Origin of the sequence: Dactylosporangium sp. NPDC050688 (assembly GCF_040654515.1) — a bacterium.
GTDB lineage: Bacteria > Actinomycetota > Actinomycetes > Mycobacteriales > Micromonosporaceae > Dactylosporangium.
Genome location: NZ_JBFAIC010000013.1, coordinates 60,753 through 76,440 on the forward strand (window position 1 = coordinate 60,753; position 15,688 = coordinate 76,440).

Genomic DNA, 15,688 nt, shown 5'->3' on the forward strand with positions numbered 1-15,688 from the left:
ACCGCCCCCGCGCTGCCTGCCGCGCGGCGCCTACTGTGCTGGGTATGCGCCTGGTGTCCCTGTTGCCGTCCGCCACGGAGATCGTCTACGCGCTCGGCCTCGGCGACGACCTGGTCGGCGTGACGTTCGAGTGCGACGAGCCGCCGTCGGCGCGGGTGGACAAGACCGTCGTCGTCGGCGGCCGGGACACCCGCGGGATGGCGCCGGGCGAGATCGACGCGTACGTGCGGGGACAGTTCGCCGCCGGCGCCGACCTGTACACGCTGCACGCGGGCGCGCTCGCCGCCCTGGACCCGCAGCTCATCCTGACCCAGGACCTGTGCCGGGTCTGCGCCCTGCCCTCCGGGCACGTCGAGGACGCCCTGGAGCACCTCGGGTGCCGGGCGGACGTGCTGTCGCTGGACCCGCACTCCCTCGACGACGTGCTCGGCACGATCGTCGCGGTCGGCGACCGGGTCGGGGTGCCGCAGCGGGCCGCGCGGCTCGTCGCCGGCCTGCGAGCACGGCTGGACGCGGTGGCGGGCGCGGTGGGTGCGCGCCCCCGGCCGAGGGTGCTGGTGGTGGAGTGGGTCGACCCGCCGTTCACCGCCGGGCACTGGGTTCCTGACCTGGTCCGCGCGGCCGGCGGCGAGCCCGTCGCCGCGAGCCCCGGCGCCCGGTCGGTCGAGACGACCTGGCCGCGCCTGGCCGCGGCGGCCCCGGACGTGGTGGTGGTGTCGCCGTGCGGCTTCCACCTCGACGGCGCCGCGGAGCAGGCCCGGCAGGTCGCGCTCCGCTTCCCTGGCGCGCAGGTGTGGGCGATCGACGCCGACGGCATCGTGGTGCGCCCCGGCCCGCGGCTGGTCGACGGGGTCGAGGCCCTGGCGTCCGTCCTGCACCCCGGGACGGTGCCGGACCGCCCGGGTGCGGTCGCCCGGGTCGCGTAGCCCGCCGGACACGACGACGGGCCCGTGCGGCGGCCCTTCACAGGACCTTGCACGGGCCCGCGCTGTCCGAATCAGCGGTGCGTCTCAGCGCTCAGGCGTCGACGCGCGCTGCGGTCACCGGCAGGTGCAGGTGTCCGCTCCATCGGAGCAGGTGTCAGATGCCGCGGACGTTGTCGGCCTGCGGACCCTTCTGACCCTGGGTCACGTCGTATTCGACCTTCTGGCCCTCGGCGAGCTCCCGGTAGCCGGAGCTCGCGATGGCCGAGTAGTGCACGAAGACGTCCGCGCCACCATCGTCCTGCTGGATGAAGCCGAAGCCCTTTTCGGAGTTGAACCACTTCACGGTACCGCTAGCCACGCGTTCCTCCTGAACACGACGAGTCCTGCCGGCCGTGTTGGCCGGCGGTGAAGACCTCGCCGCGAACCACCGTACGCGAGCGGGCGCCCGGCCGCGTCATCTCCGCTGTGCTACTTGTCGCATTCCCCTACTCGTATGATGTACAGAACGTACGAAAAGTGTACAAATCGGCGCGAAAAATTTCCCTCGATCGTTTGTATCTCGCGACACGCCTGGCGAGAATGCCGTCCCATGACCGCTGTCACCCATCTTGACCTGACCGGCTTCCAGCAGGTCGACCAACTCGCGTGGCGCGACGGGCAGGGCACGGTCATGTCGCTGCACTTCTTCAACCTGCGCCCGGACCTGCCCGCCTCGCTGCAGGACCCGGCCACGCTGCTGGCGGGCCTGGCCCGGCACACCGCCGGCGCCGGGGCCGGGCTCATCGACGCGGCCGTCGAGCCGGTCGACGGCGTGCCGGCCGTGCGGCAGCTGCTGAAGGTCCGCCATCCGCAGGGGCACGGGCAGGTGTTCATCGGCTCCTACACCGTGCCGCGGGCGGCCTGCAGCACCGTGCTGAAGCTGCAGGCCCCCGAGACCGGCACGACCGGCATGCGGGAGGCGTCCATCATGGCGCAGCTCGGGCCGGACCGGTTCTACACGCCGTCGCCGTACGCCCCCGACGCCACCGGCGGGCTGCCGTACCACTGGGCCGACCACGAGCAGTACGACGCGCAGTTCCCGCAGCACCCGCTGACCCTGGTCCGCGCCACGCTGCGCCGCCTGCTGCCGAGCATCCGGCTGGACGAGCGGTTCAAGGCGCTGCCGGGCTTCTGACCGGTGCTCTAGCGGGTGCTCTGACGGGTGCTCAGCGGACCTCGAGCTCGAACAGCGAGTAGCCGTACTGGCCGTTGCGCCGGGTGCCGGTCATCCGCACGAACCGGGCCGGCGTCGCGGCGATCCGCACCTCCTGTACCCCGCCCGCGCCCGTCCCGGTGCGCCACACGGTGCGCCACGTCGTGCCGTCGGTGCTGACCGCGATGTCGTACTCGACGCCGTACGCCGCCTCCCACCGCAGCACGACCCGGCTGACCAGCCACGGCCGGCCGAGGTCGACGCTGATCCACTGCGGGTCGCTGAAGGCGCTGCTCCACCGGGTCCACAGGTCGCCGTCGACGGCGAAGCGGGACGTGAAGGCGTCGCCCTCCACCGACGATGCCGCGACCGGCCGGCCCAGCGCGAGGTTGGCCCCGTCGGTGTTGACGGCGGCGGCAGGTGTACCGTCACCCGGCGCCACCGCCGATGCCTGCGGCGCGCCGGTCTGCGACGACCCGAGCAGGCTGGACGCGGCCGCCGGGCTCGACACCCCGGAGTGCCCTGATGCCGGCGGGCCGGACGACTCCCCGACCTCCGGCGGCAGCGGCAGGGTCGCAATCCCCGCCGCTGTCGGCAGCGGCGGGGCCGTCGGGTCCGTGCCGTCTCTGCCGTCGCGTCTGGTCAGCACCGCCGTGATCAGCCCGCCGACCAGCGCCACCACCACAACCACGGCCACCGCGACGACGGCTCGCCGCTCCCCGCCCGTGGTCCCGGCTGCCGCCCCGGGTCGCGTGCCGGCTGAGGCATCGGTGCTGCGTGCGGCCCGTCCCGGCCGGATGCGGCCGCGCCGCCGGTGGCCGGCCGGCAGGGCCGGCCCTGCCTCCTCCGCCAGCTCCGCCACCTCGGTCAGCTCTGCCGGCTCCGCCGGCTCCATCGGCTCTGCCGGCTCCATCGGCTCGTCCGGCGGCCCGGCCACGTACGGCCTGACCAGGCGCGGTGGCTCGGGGTCCTGGTCCGCCACCGGACGCTCTCCTTCCCGCCGACCCGATCTTGGCGGGCCGACGTTGGGAGCTTAGGTCCACCGGCGTCCCTCCGCTAGGGAACAACGGTGGATCTCCGCGTCAGCCGGCAATCCGGGCACTGTCGAATGAGCGAAGCAGCCCGGTGCCCCGTTACTCCGGCGGCGGGCGCCCCGCTCCCGGGGGGCGGGATCCAGTACCGTCGGGCGGTGACCATGTTCCGGCCCGCCGCCCGGGTCGTCTGCCTGGACGCCGCGGACCGGGTGTTGCTGCTGCGCTGGCGCGACCCGTCCGACGGCAGCGTGCTGTGGGAGCCGCCCGGCGGGGGCATCGAGCTCGGCGAGACGCCGCTGGCGGCGGCGCGGCGGGAGCTGGCCGAGGAGACGGGGCTCGACCCGGCGGCGGTGCGGGAGCGGGCGGTGCCGGTCGAGCGGGACGTGTGGTGGGACGGGGTGCACTACGCCGGGGTCGAGCACTTCTTCCTCGCCCGGTTCGACGGCGACCGGCCGCCGCTGGGGCGCGCCGGCCTGCTGCCCGACGAGCAGGTCAACCTGCAGGCGCACGCCTGGGTCGGCTGGGCGGAGCTGGGGTCGCTGCCGGAGCGGCTCGAGCCGCCGCACCTGCTCGAGGTGCTCGCCGGCCTCGCACCCGACGGCCCGTGGCGCGCCGCCTGAAGCCGGTCACCGCGCCCGAGCACGGCCCCCGGCGCGCCGCCGCCTGAAGCCGGTCATTGCCCCGAACCTTGCCCCACCGCGCCGGAGCCGTCCGCGCCCCACACCGCGCCCCACACCGGCTGCAGCGCACGCCGGCCGCGCCCCCGCGCCCGAGCACCGCGAACCCTGACGGCGCCCGGCCGGCAATCCGGCCGCGATGCCGGCGTCGCATCATGGAGCCTTCGACCAAGGGGAGGAATGCCGTGCTGTTGTCCGTCGCCGCCGGGGTGCTCGCCGTGCCGCTGGTGTGGTTCGTGGGGTCGGTCGCCGGGGTCGCTACGTCGACGCTCCTGCAGGAGGTGCGGGTCGAGCGGCAGGTGCGCCGGATCCGCCGGGAGCGGGCCCGCGGCGCGGGATCACCATGGCGGTCCCCGTCTCAGGGTCCGGCATGACCCGGCACGCCAGCCCGAACACGGCCTCGACGACCTGCTCCGTCACCACCGCCGGCGGCGGGCCCGCGGCCACGACCCGGCCGGCGCGCATGGCGACGAGGTGCGTGGCGTAGCGGGCCGCCAGGTTCAGGTCGTGCAGCACGGCCACCAGCGTGCGTCCGCGGTCGCGATGCAGCCGGGCGCACAGCTCCAGGACCTCGATCTGGTGGGTGATGTCGAGGTACGTCGTCGGCTCGTCCAACAGCAGCAGCGGCGTGTCCTGGGCGAGCGCCACGGCGATCCAGACCCGCTGCCGCTGCCCGCCGGACAGCTCGTCCACCGGGGCGCCGGCGAGGTCGGCGACGCCGGTGGCGGCGAGGGCCCCGCGCACCGCGTCCCGGTCGGCGGCGCTCCACCGGCCCAGCGGCCCGTGGTGCGGGTACCGGCCGTGCGCGACCAGGTCGGCGACGGTGATGCCGGCGGGGGCGAGCGCCGACTGTGACAGCAGCCCGAGGGTCCGCGCGACCTCGCGGGTCGGGCGGGTGCTGATGTCGCGCCCGTCGAGCAGGACGCCGCCGGCCCGCGGCCGCAGGGTCCTGGCGAGCGCCCGCAGCAGCGTCGACTTGCCGCACGCGTTGGGCCCGACGATGACGGTGAACGACCCGTCGGGGACGCTGACGCTCAGGTCCTCCGCGACGGTGCGGCCGTCGTAGCCGAGGGTCAGGCCCTCGCCGCTGAGCCGGTCAGCCACGCTTCCTCCCGCGGGCGAGCAGCCAGATGAGGTACCCACCGCCGAGCAGCCCCGTGACCACGCCGACCGGCACCTGGTGGCCCGGCAGGGCACGCTGGCCCACCACGTCGGCGGCGGTCAGCAGGGCGGCGCCGAGGCACAGCGACGGCACGAGGTTCGGCCCCGGCGCGCCGGTGAGCCGGCGGGCGAGCTGCGGCGCGGTCAGCGCGACGAACGCGACCGGCCCGGCGGCGGCCGCCGCGGCGGCGCTGAGCAGCACGGCCCCGGCGAGCGCGGCGAAGCGGACCGCCGTGACCCGCACGCCGAGGGCGCGGGCCGGGTCGTCGCCGAGCTCCAGGGCCCGCAGCGGCCTGCCGCAGGCCACGACGGCCGGACCGACGACGCCGACCGCGACCGCGACGGCGGCGGCGTTGCCCCAGCCGCGGCCGTCGAGGCTGCCGGTGAGCCACAGCACGGCGCGGGCGGCGTCGATGATCTGCGCCCGGGTGAGCAGGTAGTTGTTGACGCCGGTGAGGACCCCGGCCGCGCCGATGCCGACGAGGATGAGGCGGTGGCCGTACCCACCGTCGCGCCAGGCGAGCAGGTGGATCGCGGCGCCGGTGGCGATGCCGCCGAGGACCGCGCCGCCCGCGACGGCCGCGGCGCCCCCGCCGGCGACGACGACGGCGACGAGCGCCCCGGTCGCCGAGCCCTGGGTGAAGCCGAGCACGTCGGGGCTGCCGAGCGGGTTGCGGACCAGCGACTGGAACACGGCGCCGGACAGGGCGAGCGCAGCACCGGCGAGCAGGCCGGTGACGACCCGCGGCAGGCGCAGCTCGGTGACGATGAACGTGTCCGCGGCCGAGCCGCCGCCGGCGAGGGTGCGCAGCACGTCCGGCACGCTCATCGGGTAGTCGCCGCTGCCGACGGCGTACACCGCGACGGCGAGCGCCACGAGCGCGCACGCGCCCCCGGTCCACCTGGCACGCGCCGCGCCTCCGCCGCGTTCCGCCGCCGGCCTGAGCTTCCGACCGCGCACACCGTCACCACCACTGCCACCGCCGCGCACCACCGCCGGCGACGACTCGGATGCCGACGGCGATGCCGTCGCAAGCTTCGTCCGACCGTCGCCGAGTTCCCGGCCGTTCATGCCGTCACCTCCGCTGCGCTCCGGCGCCGCCCCGAACCGACCCTGACCCCATGGTTCGCGGCCCGAGCCGCTGCGCTGGCCGCTCACGCCCGCCTCCGGCGGACCACGGCGAGGAAGAAGCCGCCGCCGACGACCGCGGTGACGACGCCGACCTGCAGCTCGCCGGGGCGGGCGACGACCCGGCCGAGCACGTCGGCGCCCAGCAGCAGGGCCGGCGCCAGCACCGCGCAGAACGCCAGCAGCCACCGCAGGTCGGGGCCGGTCAGCGGGCGTACCAGATGCGGCACCATCAGGCCGAGGAAGACGATCGGGCCGCAGGCGGCCGTCGCCGCGCCGCACAGCAGCACGACGGCGACGGCCGCGGCGGCCCGGACCCGCACCGGGCTGGTGCCGAGGGCCCGAGCGGTGTCGTCGCCCAGCGCCAGCACGTTGAGGGTGCGGGCGAGCGCGGCGGTGAGCAGTACCCCCGCGGCGACGAACGGCAGGATCAGCGTCGCGGTGCCGGGCCGCGCCGCGGCGAGGGAGCCTGCGGTCCAGAAGCGCATCCGGTCCAGCGAGGCGGTGTCCATCAGCTGCACCGCGGTCACGTAGGCGTACAGCACCGCGGTGACGGCGGTGCCGGACAGGGCGAGCCCCGCGGGGGTGGCCGTCGCGCCGCCGGCGACCGCCCACACGGCGACGGTGACGAGCGCGGCACCGGCGAACGCGAACCAGATGTACCCGGACAGGTCGGACACGCCGAGGAACGCGATGGCCGACACCACCGCGGCCGCCGCGCCGGCGTTGACGCCGAGCAGACCCGGGTCGGCAAGGGGGTTGCGGGTGAGCGCCTGCATGAGCGCGCCGGCCAGGCCGAGGGCGACGCCGACGAGCAGCCCCAGGACGCCGCGGGGCAGCCGCAGCTGCCGCACCACCGCGGCCGCGCTGTCCGCGGCGGCCGCGCCGGAGTCGACGTCTGACCTGGTCAGCGCATGCCAGACGTCGAGCAGGGCGAGGGACCGGGCGCCGATCGCCAGGCTCGCGACGAGGGTCAGGGTGAGCAGCACGGTGGCGGCGACCAGCCAGCGTCCTCTGTGGACACCTTGCACGGAGGAGCTCCCGGGTGGACTTGACACGATCAACTTAGGGCAGGCTAACCTTATGCCGCTCCAAGAATCAAGCCAGCGATCGGAAGGTCAACACCATGCCCCTCTCCCGACGGCGTCTCCTCACCGGTGCCGGCACCCTCGGCCTCGGCGCCCTGCTCGCCGCCTGCGGCGACGACGGCGGCAACGGTTCCGCCGCCGCGCCGGGCGGCGGCCCGTGGGAGTTCACCGACGACCGCGGCACGAAGGTGACCGCCGCCAGGACGCCCAGCCGGGTCGTGGCCTACGTCGGCTCCGCCGCCGCGCTGCGCGACTTCGGCGTCGACGCCCAGGTCGTCGGCACGTTCGGCCCGTCGAAGAGCGCCGACGGCGGCAAGGACCCGCTCGCCGGCGACCTCGACGTGGACCGGCTCACCTCGCTGGGCAACGCCTGGGGCGAGTTCAACATCGAGAAGTACGCCAAGCTGAACCCCGACCTGCTCGTCACCAACATGTACGAGCCGGGCGCCCTGTGGTACGTCCCCGACGACAGCAAGGACAAGATCCTTGCCCTCGCCCCGAGCGTGGGGCTCAGCGTGTCCGGCGGCGTCACCCTGCTGCAGGTCATCGAGCGGTACGCGGCCCTCGCCGCGGCGCTGGGCGCCGACCCGGCGGCGAAGGCGGTCACCGACGCCAAGGCCCGCTTCGCCGCCGCCGGCGAGGCCGTGAAGGCGGCGGTCAAGGCCAACCCCGGGCTCAAGGTCCTCGCCGCGTCCGCCAGTCCCGACCTGCTGTACGCGTCGACCCCGAAGGCGTACGCGGACCTGAGCTACTACCGCGAGCTCGGCGTCGACGTCATCACCCCGGCCAACGTCACCGGCGGCTTCTTCGAGAACCTGAGCTGGGAGAACGCCGACCGGTACGCGGCCGACGTCATCCTGCTCGACAGCCGCACCTCGGCGCTGCAGCCCAAGGACCTCACCGCCAAGCCGACGTGGGCGGCCCTGCCGGCGGTCAAGGCCGGCCAGCTCGTGCCGTGGCTCAGTGAGCCCCGCTTCAGCCACGCCGGCTGCGCCGGCCCCCTGGAGGCCCTGGCGAAGGCGCTGACCTCGGCGAAGAAGGTCACCCCGTGACGTTCGAGTTCTTCGACGTCACGGTGCTGCGCCGGGAGCTGCTGTCCCCGTCGGCGGTGCGGATCGTGTTCGGCGGCGCCGGACTGTCCGCGTTCGCCAGCGGCGGGCGGGACCAGCGCTTCAAGCTGTTCCTGCCGCAGCCGCACCAGCGCGCCGCGGACGTGCCCCGGGGCGAGGACTGGTACCCGCGGTGGCGGGCCGCCGACCCGGCGACCCGGGCGGTGATGCGCACGTACACGGTCCGCGAGCAGCGCGACGGCGAGTTCGACGTCGACTTCGCCGTGCACGACACCGTCTGCGCCGGACCGGCCTCGACCTGGGCCCGGCACGCCCGCCCCGGCGACCGGGCCGTCGTGCTCGGCCCGACCGTCGCCGACAACGGCGGCGTCGACTTCCGCCCGCCGCCGGACACCGACTGGATCCTGCTCACCGGCGACGAGACCGCCGTGCCGGCCCTCGCCGGCATCCTGGACTGGGTCGGCGGGTCGCGGCCGGTCCGGGCGTGGGTCGAGGTGCCGGACCGGGCCGGCGTACGGGACCTGCCGCGCCCCGCGGGCGCCGAGGTGACCTGGCTCGCCGGCGGCGGGGTGCTGGACGCGCTGCGCGGCGCCGACCTGCCCGCCGGCACGCCCTACGCGTGGGTCGCGGGTGAGTCCGGCGTGGTCCGCGGGGTGCGCCGGCACCTGGTCGGCGAGCGGGGCATCGACCGGCGGCGGGTGATGTTCACCGGGTACTGGCGCCGCAGCGCCACCGAGGACGACCTGGTCGCCGAGTCCGGCGCGTGACACCCAGCTCTGGCCTGGCCGGCTTCAGTCCCAGGCCCGGCTTCAGTCCCAGGCCCGGCTTCAGTCCCAGGCCCGGCCGAGCCGAGCGAGCTGACCGGCGTACTCGATCCGGTCGAGCCACTGCACGGGCCACGCGGCCATGCCCCGCTCGGCGCCGATGAACGCGCCGGCCAGGCAGGCGATGGAGTCGGAGTCGCCGGACGTGGTCGCGGCGCGGGCCAGGGCGGTCACCGGCTCGCCGGCGTGCCGGACGGCGCACAGCAGGCCGGTCGCGAGGGCCTCCTCGGCGACCCAGCCGGCGCCGGTGGCCGCGCACGGGTCGCCGCCGTCGTCGGGCCCCGCGAGGGCGAGGTCGAGCCGGTCGAGCACGCCGGCGCACTCGTCCCAGCCGCGGCTGATGAAGTCCGCTGGGCTGGCCACGCCCGGCCGCTGCCACAGCGTGCCGAGCCATTCGCCACGGTACGTGGTGCGCTGCGACCGGCACCGCTCGCGCAGCTCGGCGGGGAGCGAGGCGAGCCCGGCCCCGTCACGCAGCAGGCGCACCGCGTAGGCGGTCAGCTCGCTGGCGGCCAGGGCGGTCGGGTGCCCGTGGGTCATCGCGGCCTGCAGCTGCGCCACCCCGGCGAGGGTGTCCAGGTCGTAGCCGGGGGCGAGCCCGACGGGTGCGACCCGCATGTTCGCGCCGCAGCCCTTGGAGCCGGCGACGGTCGCCTCGACCCACGGCAGGCCCCGGTCGAGCCCGTCGCAGGCACGCAGGCAGGTCATCCCGGGCGCCCGGTTGTTGTCGGGGCTGTGCGCCCACGCCACGAACCGCTCGCGCAGCAGCGGCTCCAGCGCGGCGGGGGTCGGCTCGGGCGCGTCCAGCAGCGCCGCGCCGACGGCGAGGGTCATCTGCGTGTCGTCGGTGACGAGCGCCGGGTCACCCTCCAGGTCGCGGGGGCCGCCGGGCCCGTACCGCGCGACGACCGCCTCGACGGTCAGGAACTCGGTCGGTTTGCCGAGCGCGTCACCGTACGCCAGTCCGAACAGGCACCCTGAGGCCGAAGTCGACACGCAGTGGATCGTAGCCGCAGCACGCACGACGGCCCCGGCGGCAGCCGGGGCCGTCGCGGCACGGGTCCGCTACGCGAGCGGGTCGGCCTTGCCGGTGGTGGCGCTGGCCTTGCGCGGCGCCTTCGGTGCGGCGGACGGCGTGGCAGGTGAAGCGGACGGCGTGGCCGCCCCGCTCGACGTCGCGGCGAGGTGCTTCGCGCCCGGCGAACCGGCCGACGATGAACCGGCCGACGACGAGCCCACCGACGGCGACGAGCCCGTGGCGGCGGGGGACGTGGCGAGGTTCCTGGCCGTCGCCTGCGCCTGCGCGAACGTCGGGTTGGCACGCAGCTGCCGGGCGCCCTCGACGATCTGCTCGTACTTGCCGCGGCCGGCACGGGTGCCCAGCACGTATCCGGTGGCGAACCCGGCGGCCAATGTCAGCAGTCTCATCCTGGTCTCCCTCGAAGGTGCGTCGCTCGACTCCCCGCCGTGGTGCCCCCGCCACGGGGCACTCAAACCCGATCGCTCGCCGGAGGTGACGCCGCCCGCGGCGGAATTCGTGATCGTGCAGGGAGACGATGTACGGCTGCGCGAACGGAGAGCCGGTCCATGGGTACACCCGTCCGCGCGGGCGTCGGCGCGCTGGTCGTGCTGCTGGTGCTGGGCACGCTCGGCGGTTGCACCTCGGACGCGCCCGCGAAGCCGCCGCCGCCGGCGTCGGTCACCGACCCGACCGACTTCGCCCACGGCCCGGTGAACCCGTCCGCGAGCGGCGACGCGGCGGTGTCGGTGAGCACGGTCGCGCGGCACCTGAACATCCCGTGGGGCGTGACGTTCCTGCCCGACGGCGGCGCGCTGGTCACCGAGCGGAGCACCCTGCGGATCCTCAAGGTCGGCCCGGGCCGGGCCGCGAACGGCACGCTGACGGTCACGCCGGTGGCGAAGATCAGCGAGGCCACGGCGGACAACGAGGGCGGGCTGCTCGGCATCGCCGCCTCACCACGCTTCGCCCTCGACCAGACGGTCTACATCTACTACACGACCGATGTGGACAACCGGATCGCGAAGCTCAGGCTCAACGAGCGGCCCAGGCCGATCGTGACCGGCATCCCCCGCGGCGGCATCCACGACGGCGGGCGGCTCGCGTTCGGCCCCGACGGGTACCTGTACGCGAGCACCGGCGAGGCGACGCACACCGAGGGGGCGCAGCAGCTCGGCAGCCTCGGCGGGAAGATCCTGCGGATGACCGTGGACGGCAGGCCGGCGCCGGGCAACCCGTTCCGCGGTTCGCTGGTGTGGTCGTACGGGCACCGCAACCCCGAGGGCATGGCCTGGGACGCCGCAGGCACCATGTATGTCGCCGAGATCGGCGAGGCGGTGTGGGACGAGCTGAACGTGATCCGCCCCGGCGGCAACTACGGCTGGCCGCTGGTGGAGGGCATCGGCGGCAAACCGCAGTACGTGGACCCGATCGTGGCCTGGCACCCGGAGGTCGGGGTCAGCGCCGACGTGGCGGTGCTCGGCGACATCGCGGTGGTCACCTGCCTGCGCGGTCAGCGCATCTACCTGGTCGGCATCGGCGGCTCCGCCGAGCAGCAGGCCGGCAGCCGGCCGACGGAGGGCGGCGACCCGGACACGTGGGGCATCCGCTGGCGGCCCGGCGCCGGGGTGACGGGGCGCCCCACGGAGGCCCTGGCGACGCGGTACGGCCGGCTGCGCACCGCGATCGCGGCGCCGGACGGCAGCGTGTGGCTCACCACGTCCAACCGCGACGGCCGCAACCCCAACGGACCGTCCGCCGAGGACGACCGGATCCTGCGGCTGACGCTGCACCCGGTCGCCACGCCGGGCCCGCGGTGACGGCGGGGCCGTGCGGTTCCCGCCGAGGACGGTCCGGGGGCGCCGGCGGGCGGCGGTCGCCTGCCTGGCCGTCGCCGTCGTGCTCGGCGGGCTGGTACTGGTGCGGCAGCGGGCCGGGGAGACCCACGGCCGGCGGTGCGCGGAGCCGGGGGCCGCGTCGATGGCCGGCCGGGTGGTCGGCGACGCCGAGCTGTCGCAGCGCCGGCTGCGCTGCGCCGACCTGGAACGCTCCACTGTGGACGGTTTCGTCCGGGAGGCGAACCTGAGCGGCGCCAACCTGCACGCGGCGCGCCTCGGGTCGGTGTCGATGGAGAACGTCGACCTGACCGGCGCCGACCTCAGCGACGCCGCGGCCCGCGACGCGATGCTCACCGGGGTCGAGCTCGGCCGGGCCGACCTGCGCCGGACCGCGTGGCAGGGCAGCACGTTCACCGACGTCGGGCTGCGCGGCGCGGTGCTGCGCGGCGCGGACCTGCGCCGCACCGAGTTCCACCGCTCCGACCTCGGCGGCGCCGACGCCCGCGACGCAGATTTCACCGGCGCGTCACTGGTCGACACGGACCTGCGCGGCACCCGCCTCGACGGCGCGGACCTGGACGGCACGACCTGGTCCAACGTGGTGTGCCCGGACGGCACGAAGTCAGGCGGCGGCGGGCGCGAGTCGTGCACCGGTCACCTCACCCCTGGCTGAACGATGCGCGCCGCACCGTCGCGGCGCCCGGCCCGTGCGGCGCTCAGCGCTCGTCGGCGAGGAGCTGGGCGGTGGGGAGGCGTTGCAACAGGACCGCGGGGACGAGGGCGGCGCACGTGGCCAGCGCGGCACCCGCGGCGACCGCCCACGCGGCCGTGGTGAGCAGGCCCGCGGTGAGGTCGCCGACCAGCCAGGCGGCGCCGGCCACGCCGAGGGCGGCACCGAGCGCGCCGCCCAGCAGGCCGATGCCGAGGCCCTCCGCGGCGACGAGGCGGGCCAGGGCCGCGGCGGTCCAGCCGGTGGCGCGCAGGGTGGCCAGCTCCGCGGCGCGGTCGCGGATGTTCAGGTACAGCACGTCGGCGACGGCGAGCACGCCGAGCAGGATCGTGGCGGCGACCGCGATCGTGTCCACGGCCCTGACCCGCAGCGACACCGCGTCACCGAGCAGGGTGCCGACGATCGCGCCGTGGAAGGTGAACGTGATGGCGCCGAGCACGGTGGCGGCGGCGATGCCGGTGGCGAGCGCGCCGGCGCCGAGGGCGGTCCGGCCGGGGACCCGCACCAGGTTGAGCAGGCCCATGGTGAGCGGGCCGCGGGGGCGGCCGGCGCGGCGGGGGCGGGCGACCGCGGGCCGCATGCCGTGCGCGGGCCGGCCGCGGGCCGCGCCGAGCGCCGGGAGCAGGCCGGCCAGCAGCGACAGCACGACCGCGGTCGGCACCGCCAGCAGCGCCTGCGTCCACGTGGTGCGCACGTCCAGCAGCGCGCCGAGCGGGCCGGCGAGGGCGAGGGCGCCGAGGCCGGCGGCGGCGCCGATGGTGGCGACCTCGCCCAGGACCGCGGCGAAGATGCGGTGCGCGGGCCAGCCGAGCGCGGCGAGGGTCGCCAGCTCCGTGCGGCGGTCGCGGACCCCGGCGGCGACGGCGTTGGCGACGAAGAGCGCGCAGACCACCAGGACCAGCCCGAACAGCACGGCGCTCTTGCGGTCCACGGCGGTGATGATGCTCGCCGCGACGCCCTTCTTCACCCAGTGCTCGGTGACGCGCAGCTCGGGTCGCTGGTACCGGCCGGCGGCCAGGGTCACGGTCTGCGGGGCGGGCGAGGACCCGTACGTGATGTCGACGTCGAGCCCGGTGCGCGCGGCGATGTCCTGCGCGACGAGCCGGACCCGCTCGCGGGAGGTCGCGGAGAAGCCGTGCACGCCGGCGACCCGGACCCGCACGGCGCTCAGCGGCGCGGCCCGGTCGGTGCCCTGGGTGTCGCCGAGCACGTCCTGCAGCGTGTCGATGCCGGTCAGCAGCATCGGCGGCGAGGACAGGTAGCCGGCCGGGTTGGCGCCGGGCGCGAGCGGGCGGTCGCCGAGCAGGTCGCGGGTGTACTGGTCGGCACCGACGACCAGGGGCGGCTCGTAGGTCTCCATCGGCACGCGGCTGAGCGGGTTGAACGTGGTGAGCCGCTGCGGGTCGAACGTGCCGACGACGCCGAACTCGGTCTTCGTCGCGTCGCCGTACTTGCGCACCGACACGTTGCGCACCGTACGGAAGGAGGTGTCGTCGATCTGCCACGGCGCCGGGAAGCCGAACGTGTGCGGCAGGACGTACGCGGCCGCGTCGTAGGGCACCGGGACCGCGGCGAGGCCGCCGTCCGGGGACTGCAGGTAGGTGACGCCGCCGATCTGCAGCAGCCACTCGTGGCCGTAGACGAAGCTGTAGCCCTCGCCGCCGCGGGCGATCTCGGTGCTGGTGGTGTGCTGGTACGCCGCGTCGGTGTCCAGCAGGTCCTCGCGCAGGCGGGTCGCGGGCGCGGCGGCCATCGCGGCGAGCACGGCGCCCGGCTCGCCCGCCGGCAGCGGGCCGTCGATGCGGGCCCGGGACAGCGTGACGGCCGCCGTCGTGTCGGCGTACCGGCGCGACGTGGCCAGCACGGGGACGATCTTCTTCGGCGGCGTGCCCGCCTCGGGGCCGGTCGTGCGGGCCGGCGCGTCGCTCAGGAAGGTGCCCTGGGTGGCGCCCCGCAGCCCGACGAGCCGGTCCTCGGCCTGCGGGTCGACGGCGGCGATGAGCATCGGCTCGTGCCACGCCACGGTGACGACCAGCCGGGCCTGCGGCGGCTGCCCGCCCCAGATCGCGGTGTCGAACGTGCCGTCGGGGCGCAGTCGGACCACGTGCACGTTCTGGGTGGTGGCGTCGGTGACCTGGTCCTGCTCGGGGAACGGGCACACCGGCCGGCCGTCCTCCAGCACGCCGAAATTGCCGCCGCAGAACTCCTTGTACGGGATCGTCTGCCCGCCGGTGAACATGAGGTCCGATCCGGTGAAGGTGGGCCAGGACAGGTCGTGCTTCGTCACGTACACCCACACCGGGGTGGCCGGTGCCCGGCTGAGACCGCGGTCGGCGAGCAGCGTCCGGTCGACCCTGATGACCTGCCGGTCGAGCGCGCGGTCGACGAGGTCGGTGATGTCGACCGGCGCGCCGACCGCGGCGTTGACCGAGCCGGCCATGGCGATCGGTGCCGCGACGTCGACCCCGGGCACCGTGCGGATCTTCGCCCAGTCGTCCATGGTGATGCCGCCGTAGATGCCGGAGACGGCGTTGGGCCGCAGCAGCGCCCGGTCGTCCTCCAGCGGCAGCCGGCTGCCGCGCGGGCGCACCAGGATGTCGTAGGCGGCCCGCACGTTGGCCTCGACGGTGCCGGTGACCTGCAGCCGCGCGGTCGCGGTGGCGCCGGTCAGCACGGTGAAGCCGGTGGTGGCGGTGAGCACCCCGATGAGGAGTGCCACCGCCCGTCCCGCCCGCCCCCGAAGATGTGCCCAGACGAATCGGCTCACGTCGTCCCCTCCGCTGCGCTCCGGCGCCGCCGCGAGCTACCACTGCCCCCATGGTGAGCGGCCCGAGCCGCTCCGCTGGCCGCCCACGTCGTCCCCTCCGCTGCGCTCCGGCGCCGCCGCGAGCTACCACTGCCCCCACGGTGAGCGGCCCGAGCCGCTCCGCTGGCCGCCCACGTCGTCCCCTCCGCTGCGCTCCGGCGCCGCCGCGAGCTACCACTGCCCCCACGGTGAGCG

At 75.8% G+C, this 15,688-nt stretch carries 15 protein-coding genes; 7 read left to right on the plus strand and 8 right to left on the minus strand.

Annotation, left to right across the window (positions count from 1 at the left end; translation table 11 throughout):
- Positions 1–44 precede the first annotated feature (44 nt).
- Positions 45–926 (plus strand): ABC transporter substrate-binding protein, encoded by an 882-nt coding sequence (locus tag AB0H83_RS15235; RefSeq protein WP_360092906.1) that lies wholly within the window; start codon positions 45–47, stop codon positions 924–926.
- 154 nt (positions 927–1,080) lie between these two features.
- Here AB0H83_RS15235 and AB0H83_RS15240 read toward each other — a convergent pair whose 3' ends face one another.
- On the minus strand, positions 1,081–1,284 hold the full coding sequence (locus tag AB0H83_RS15240; protein ID WP_360092909.1) for a cold-shock protein: 204 nt from the start codon (positions 1,282–1,284) through the stop codon (positions 1,081–1,083).
- A gap of 231 nt (positions 1,285–1,515) precedes the next feature.
- On the opposite strand from AB0H83_RS15240, the gene AB0H83_RS15245 reads away from it, so the two are divergent.
- Positions 1,516–2,100 (plus strand): hypothetical protein, encoded by a 585-nt coding sequence (locus tag AB0H83_RS15245; protein ID WP_360092912.1) that lies wholly within the window; start codon positions 1,516–1,518, stop codon positions 2,098–2,100.
- A gap of 31 nt (positions 2,101–2,131) precedes the next feature.
- On the opposite strand, the gene AB0H83_RS15250 is transcribed toward AB0H83_RS15245, so the two are convergent.
- Entirely contained in the window at positions 2,132–3,100 is a 969-nt protein-coding gene (locus tag AB0H83_RS15250; RefSeq protein ID WP_360092915.1) for a discoidin domain-containing protein, read from the minus strand.
- Positions 3,101–3,313: 213 nt separating this feature from the next.
- On the opposite strand from AB0H83_RS15250, the gene AB0H83_RS15255 reads away from it, so the two are divergent.
- On the plus strand, positions 3,314–3,772 hold the full coding sequence (locus tag AB0H83_RS15255; RefSeq protein WP_360093269.1) for an NUDIX domain-containing protein: 459 nt from the start codon (positions 3,314–3,316) through the stop codon (positions 3,770–3,772).
- Positions 3,773–4,087: 315 nt separating this feature from the next.
- Here the strand turns inward: AB0H83_RS15255 and AB0H83_RS15260 are convergent, their stop codons facing one another.
- The 3 genes from AB0H83_RS15260 to AB0H83_RS15270 form a co-directional block, all read right to left on the minus strand.
- Positions 4,088–4,933 (minus strand): ABC transporter ATP-binding protein, encoded by an 846-nt coding sequence (locus tag AB0H83_RS15260; protein ID WP_360092918.1) that lies wholly within the window; start codon positions 4,931–4,933, stop codon positions 4,088–4,090.
- Positions 4,926–5,867, minus strand: a complete 942-nt coding sequence (locus AB0H83_RS15265; RefSeq protein WP_360092921.1) for an iron chelate uptake ABC transporter family permease subunit — start codon at positions 5,865–5,867, stop codon at positions 4,926–4,928. Before AB0H83_RS15265 ends, AB0H83_RS15260 begins: the two co-directional genes overlap by 8 nt.
- A 278-nt stretch (positions 5,868–6,145) precedes the next feature.
- Positions 6,146–7,150: an iron chelate uptake ABC transporter family permease subunit gene (locus AB0H83_RS15270; protein ID WP_360092924.1), complete on the minus strand. Its 1,005-nt coding sequence runs from the start codon at positions 7,148–7,150 to the stop codon at positions 6,146–6,148.
- A 95-nt stretch (positions 7,151–7,245) separates the two neighbouring features.
- Between AB0H83_RS15270 and AB0H83_RS15275 the strand changes: the two genes are divergently transcribed.
- Together AB0H83_RS15275 and AB0H83_RS15280 are read left to right on the plus strand one after the other, a co-directional pair.
- Positions 7,246–8,259 carry an ABC transporter substrate-binding protein gene (locus AB0H83_RS15275; protein WP_360092927.1) on the plus strand — a complete coding sequence of 338 codons (1,014 nt, stop codon included), beginning with the start codon at positions 7,246–7,248 and terminating at the stop codon, positions 8,257–8,259.
- The gene (locus AB0H83_RS15280) at positions 8,256–9,044 is read left to right on the plus strand and encodes a siderophore-interacting protein (RefSeq protein WP_360092930.1); all 789 of its coding nucleotides are present in this window, start codon (positions 8,256–8,258) and stop codon (positions 9,042–9,044) included. Before AB0H83_RS15275 ends, AB0H83_RS15280 begins: the two co-directional genes overlap by 4 nt.
- Positions 9,045–9,104: 60 nt before the next feature.
- Here AB0H83_RS15280 and AB0H83_RS15285 read toward each other — a convergent pair whose 3' ends face one another.
- Entirely contained in the window at positions 9,105–10,106 is a 1,002-nt protein-coding gene (locus AB0H83_RS15285) for an ADP-ribosylglycohydrolase family protein (protein WP_360093272.1), read from the minus strand.
- A gap of 60 nt (positions 10,107–10,166) precedes the next feature.
- A complete protein-coding gene (locus tag AB0H83_RS15290; RefSeq protein WP_360092933.1) occupies positions 10,167–10,529 on the minus strand; it encodes a hypothetical protein in 363 nt (120 codons plus the stop codon).
- Positions 10,530–10,688: 159 nt separating this feature from the next.
- On the opposite strand from AB0H83_RS15290, the gene AB0H83_RS15295 reads away from it, so the two are divergent.
- Both AB0H83_RS15295 and AB0H83_RS15300 read left to right on the plus strand, forming a co-directional pair.
- The gene (locus AB0H83_RS15295; protein ID WP_360092936.1) at positions 10,689–11,939 is read left to right on the plus strand and encodes a PQQ-dependent sugar dehydrogenase; all 1,251 of its coding nucleotides are present in this window, start codon (positions 10,689–10,691) and stop codon (positions 11,937–11,939) included.
- A 10-nt stretch (positions 11,940–11,949) separates the two neighbouring features.
- The gene (locus AB0H83_RS15300; protein ID WP_360092939.1) at positions 11,950–12,630 is read left to right on the plus strand and encodes a pentapeptide repeat-containing protein; all 681 of its coding nucleotides are present in this window, start codon (positions 11,950–11,952) and stop codon (positions 12,628–12,630) included.
- Positions 12,631–12,673: 43 nt separating this feature from the next.
- On the opposite strand, the gene AB0H83_RS15305 is transcribed toward AB0H83_RS15300, so the two are convergent.
- A complete protein-coding gene (locus AB0H83_RS15305; RefSeq protein ID WP_360092942.1) occupies positions 12,674–15,406 on the minus strand; it encodes an FtsX-like permease family protein in 2,733 nt (910 codons plus the stop codon).
- Positions 15,407–15,688 lie beyond the last annotated feature (282 nt).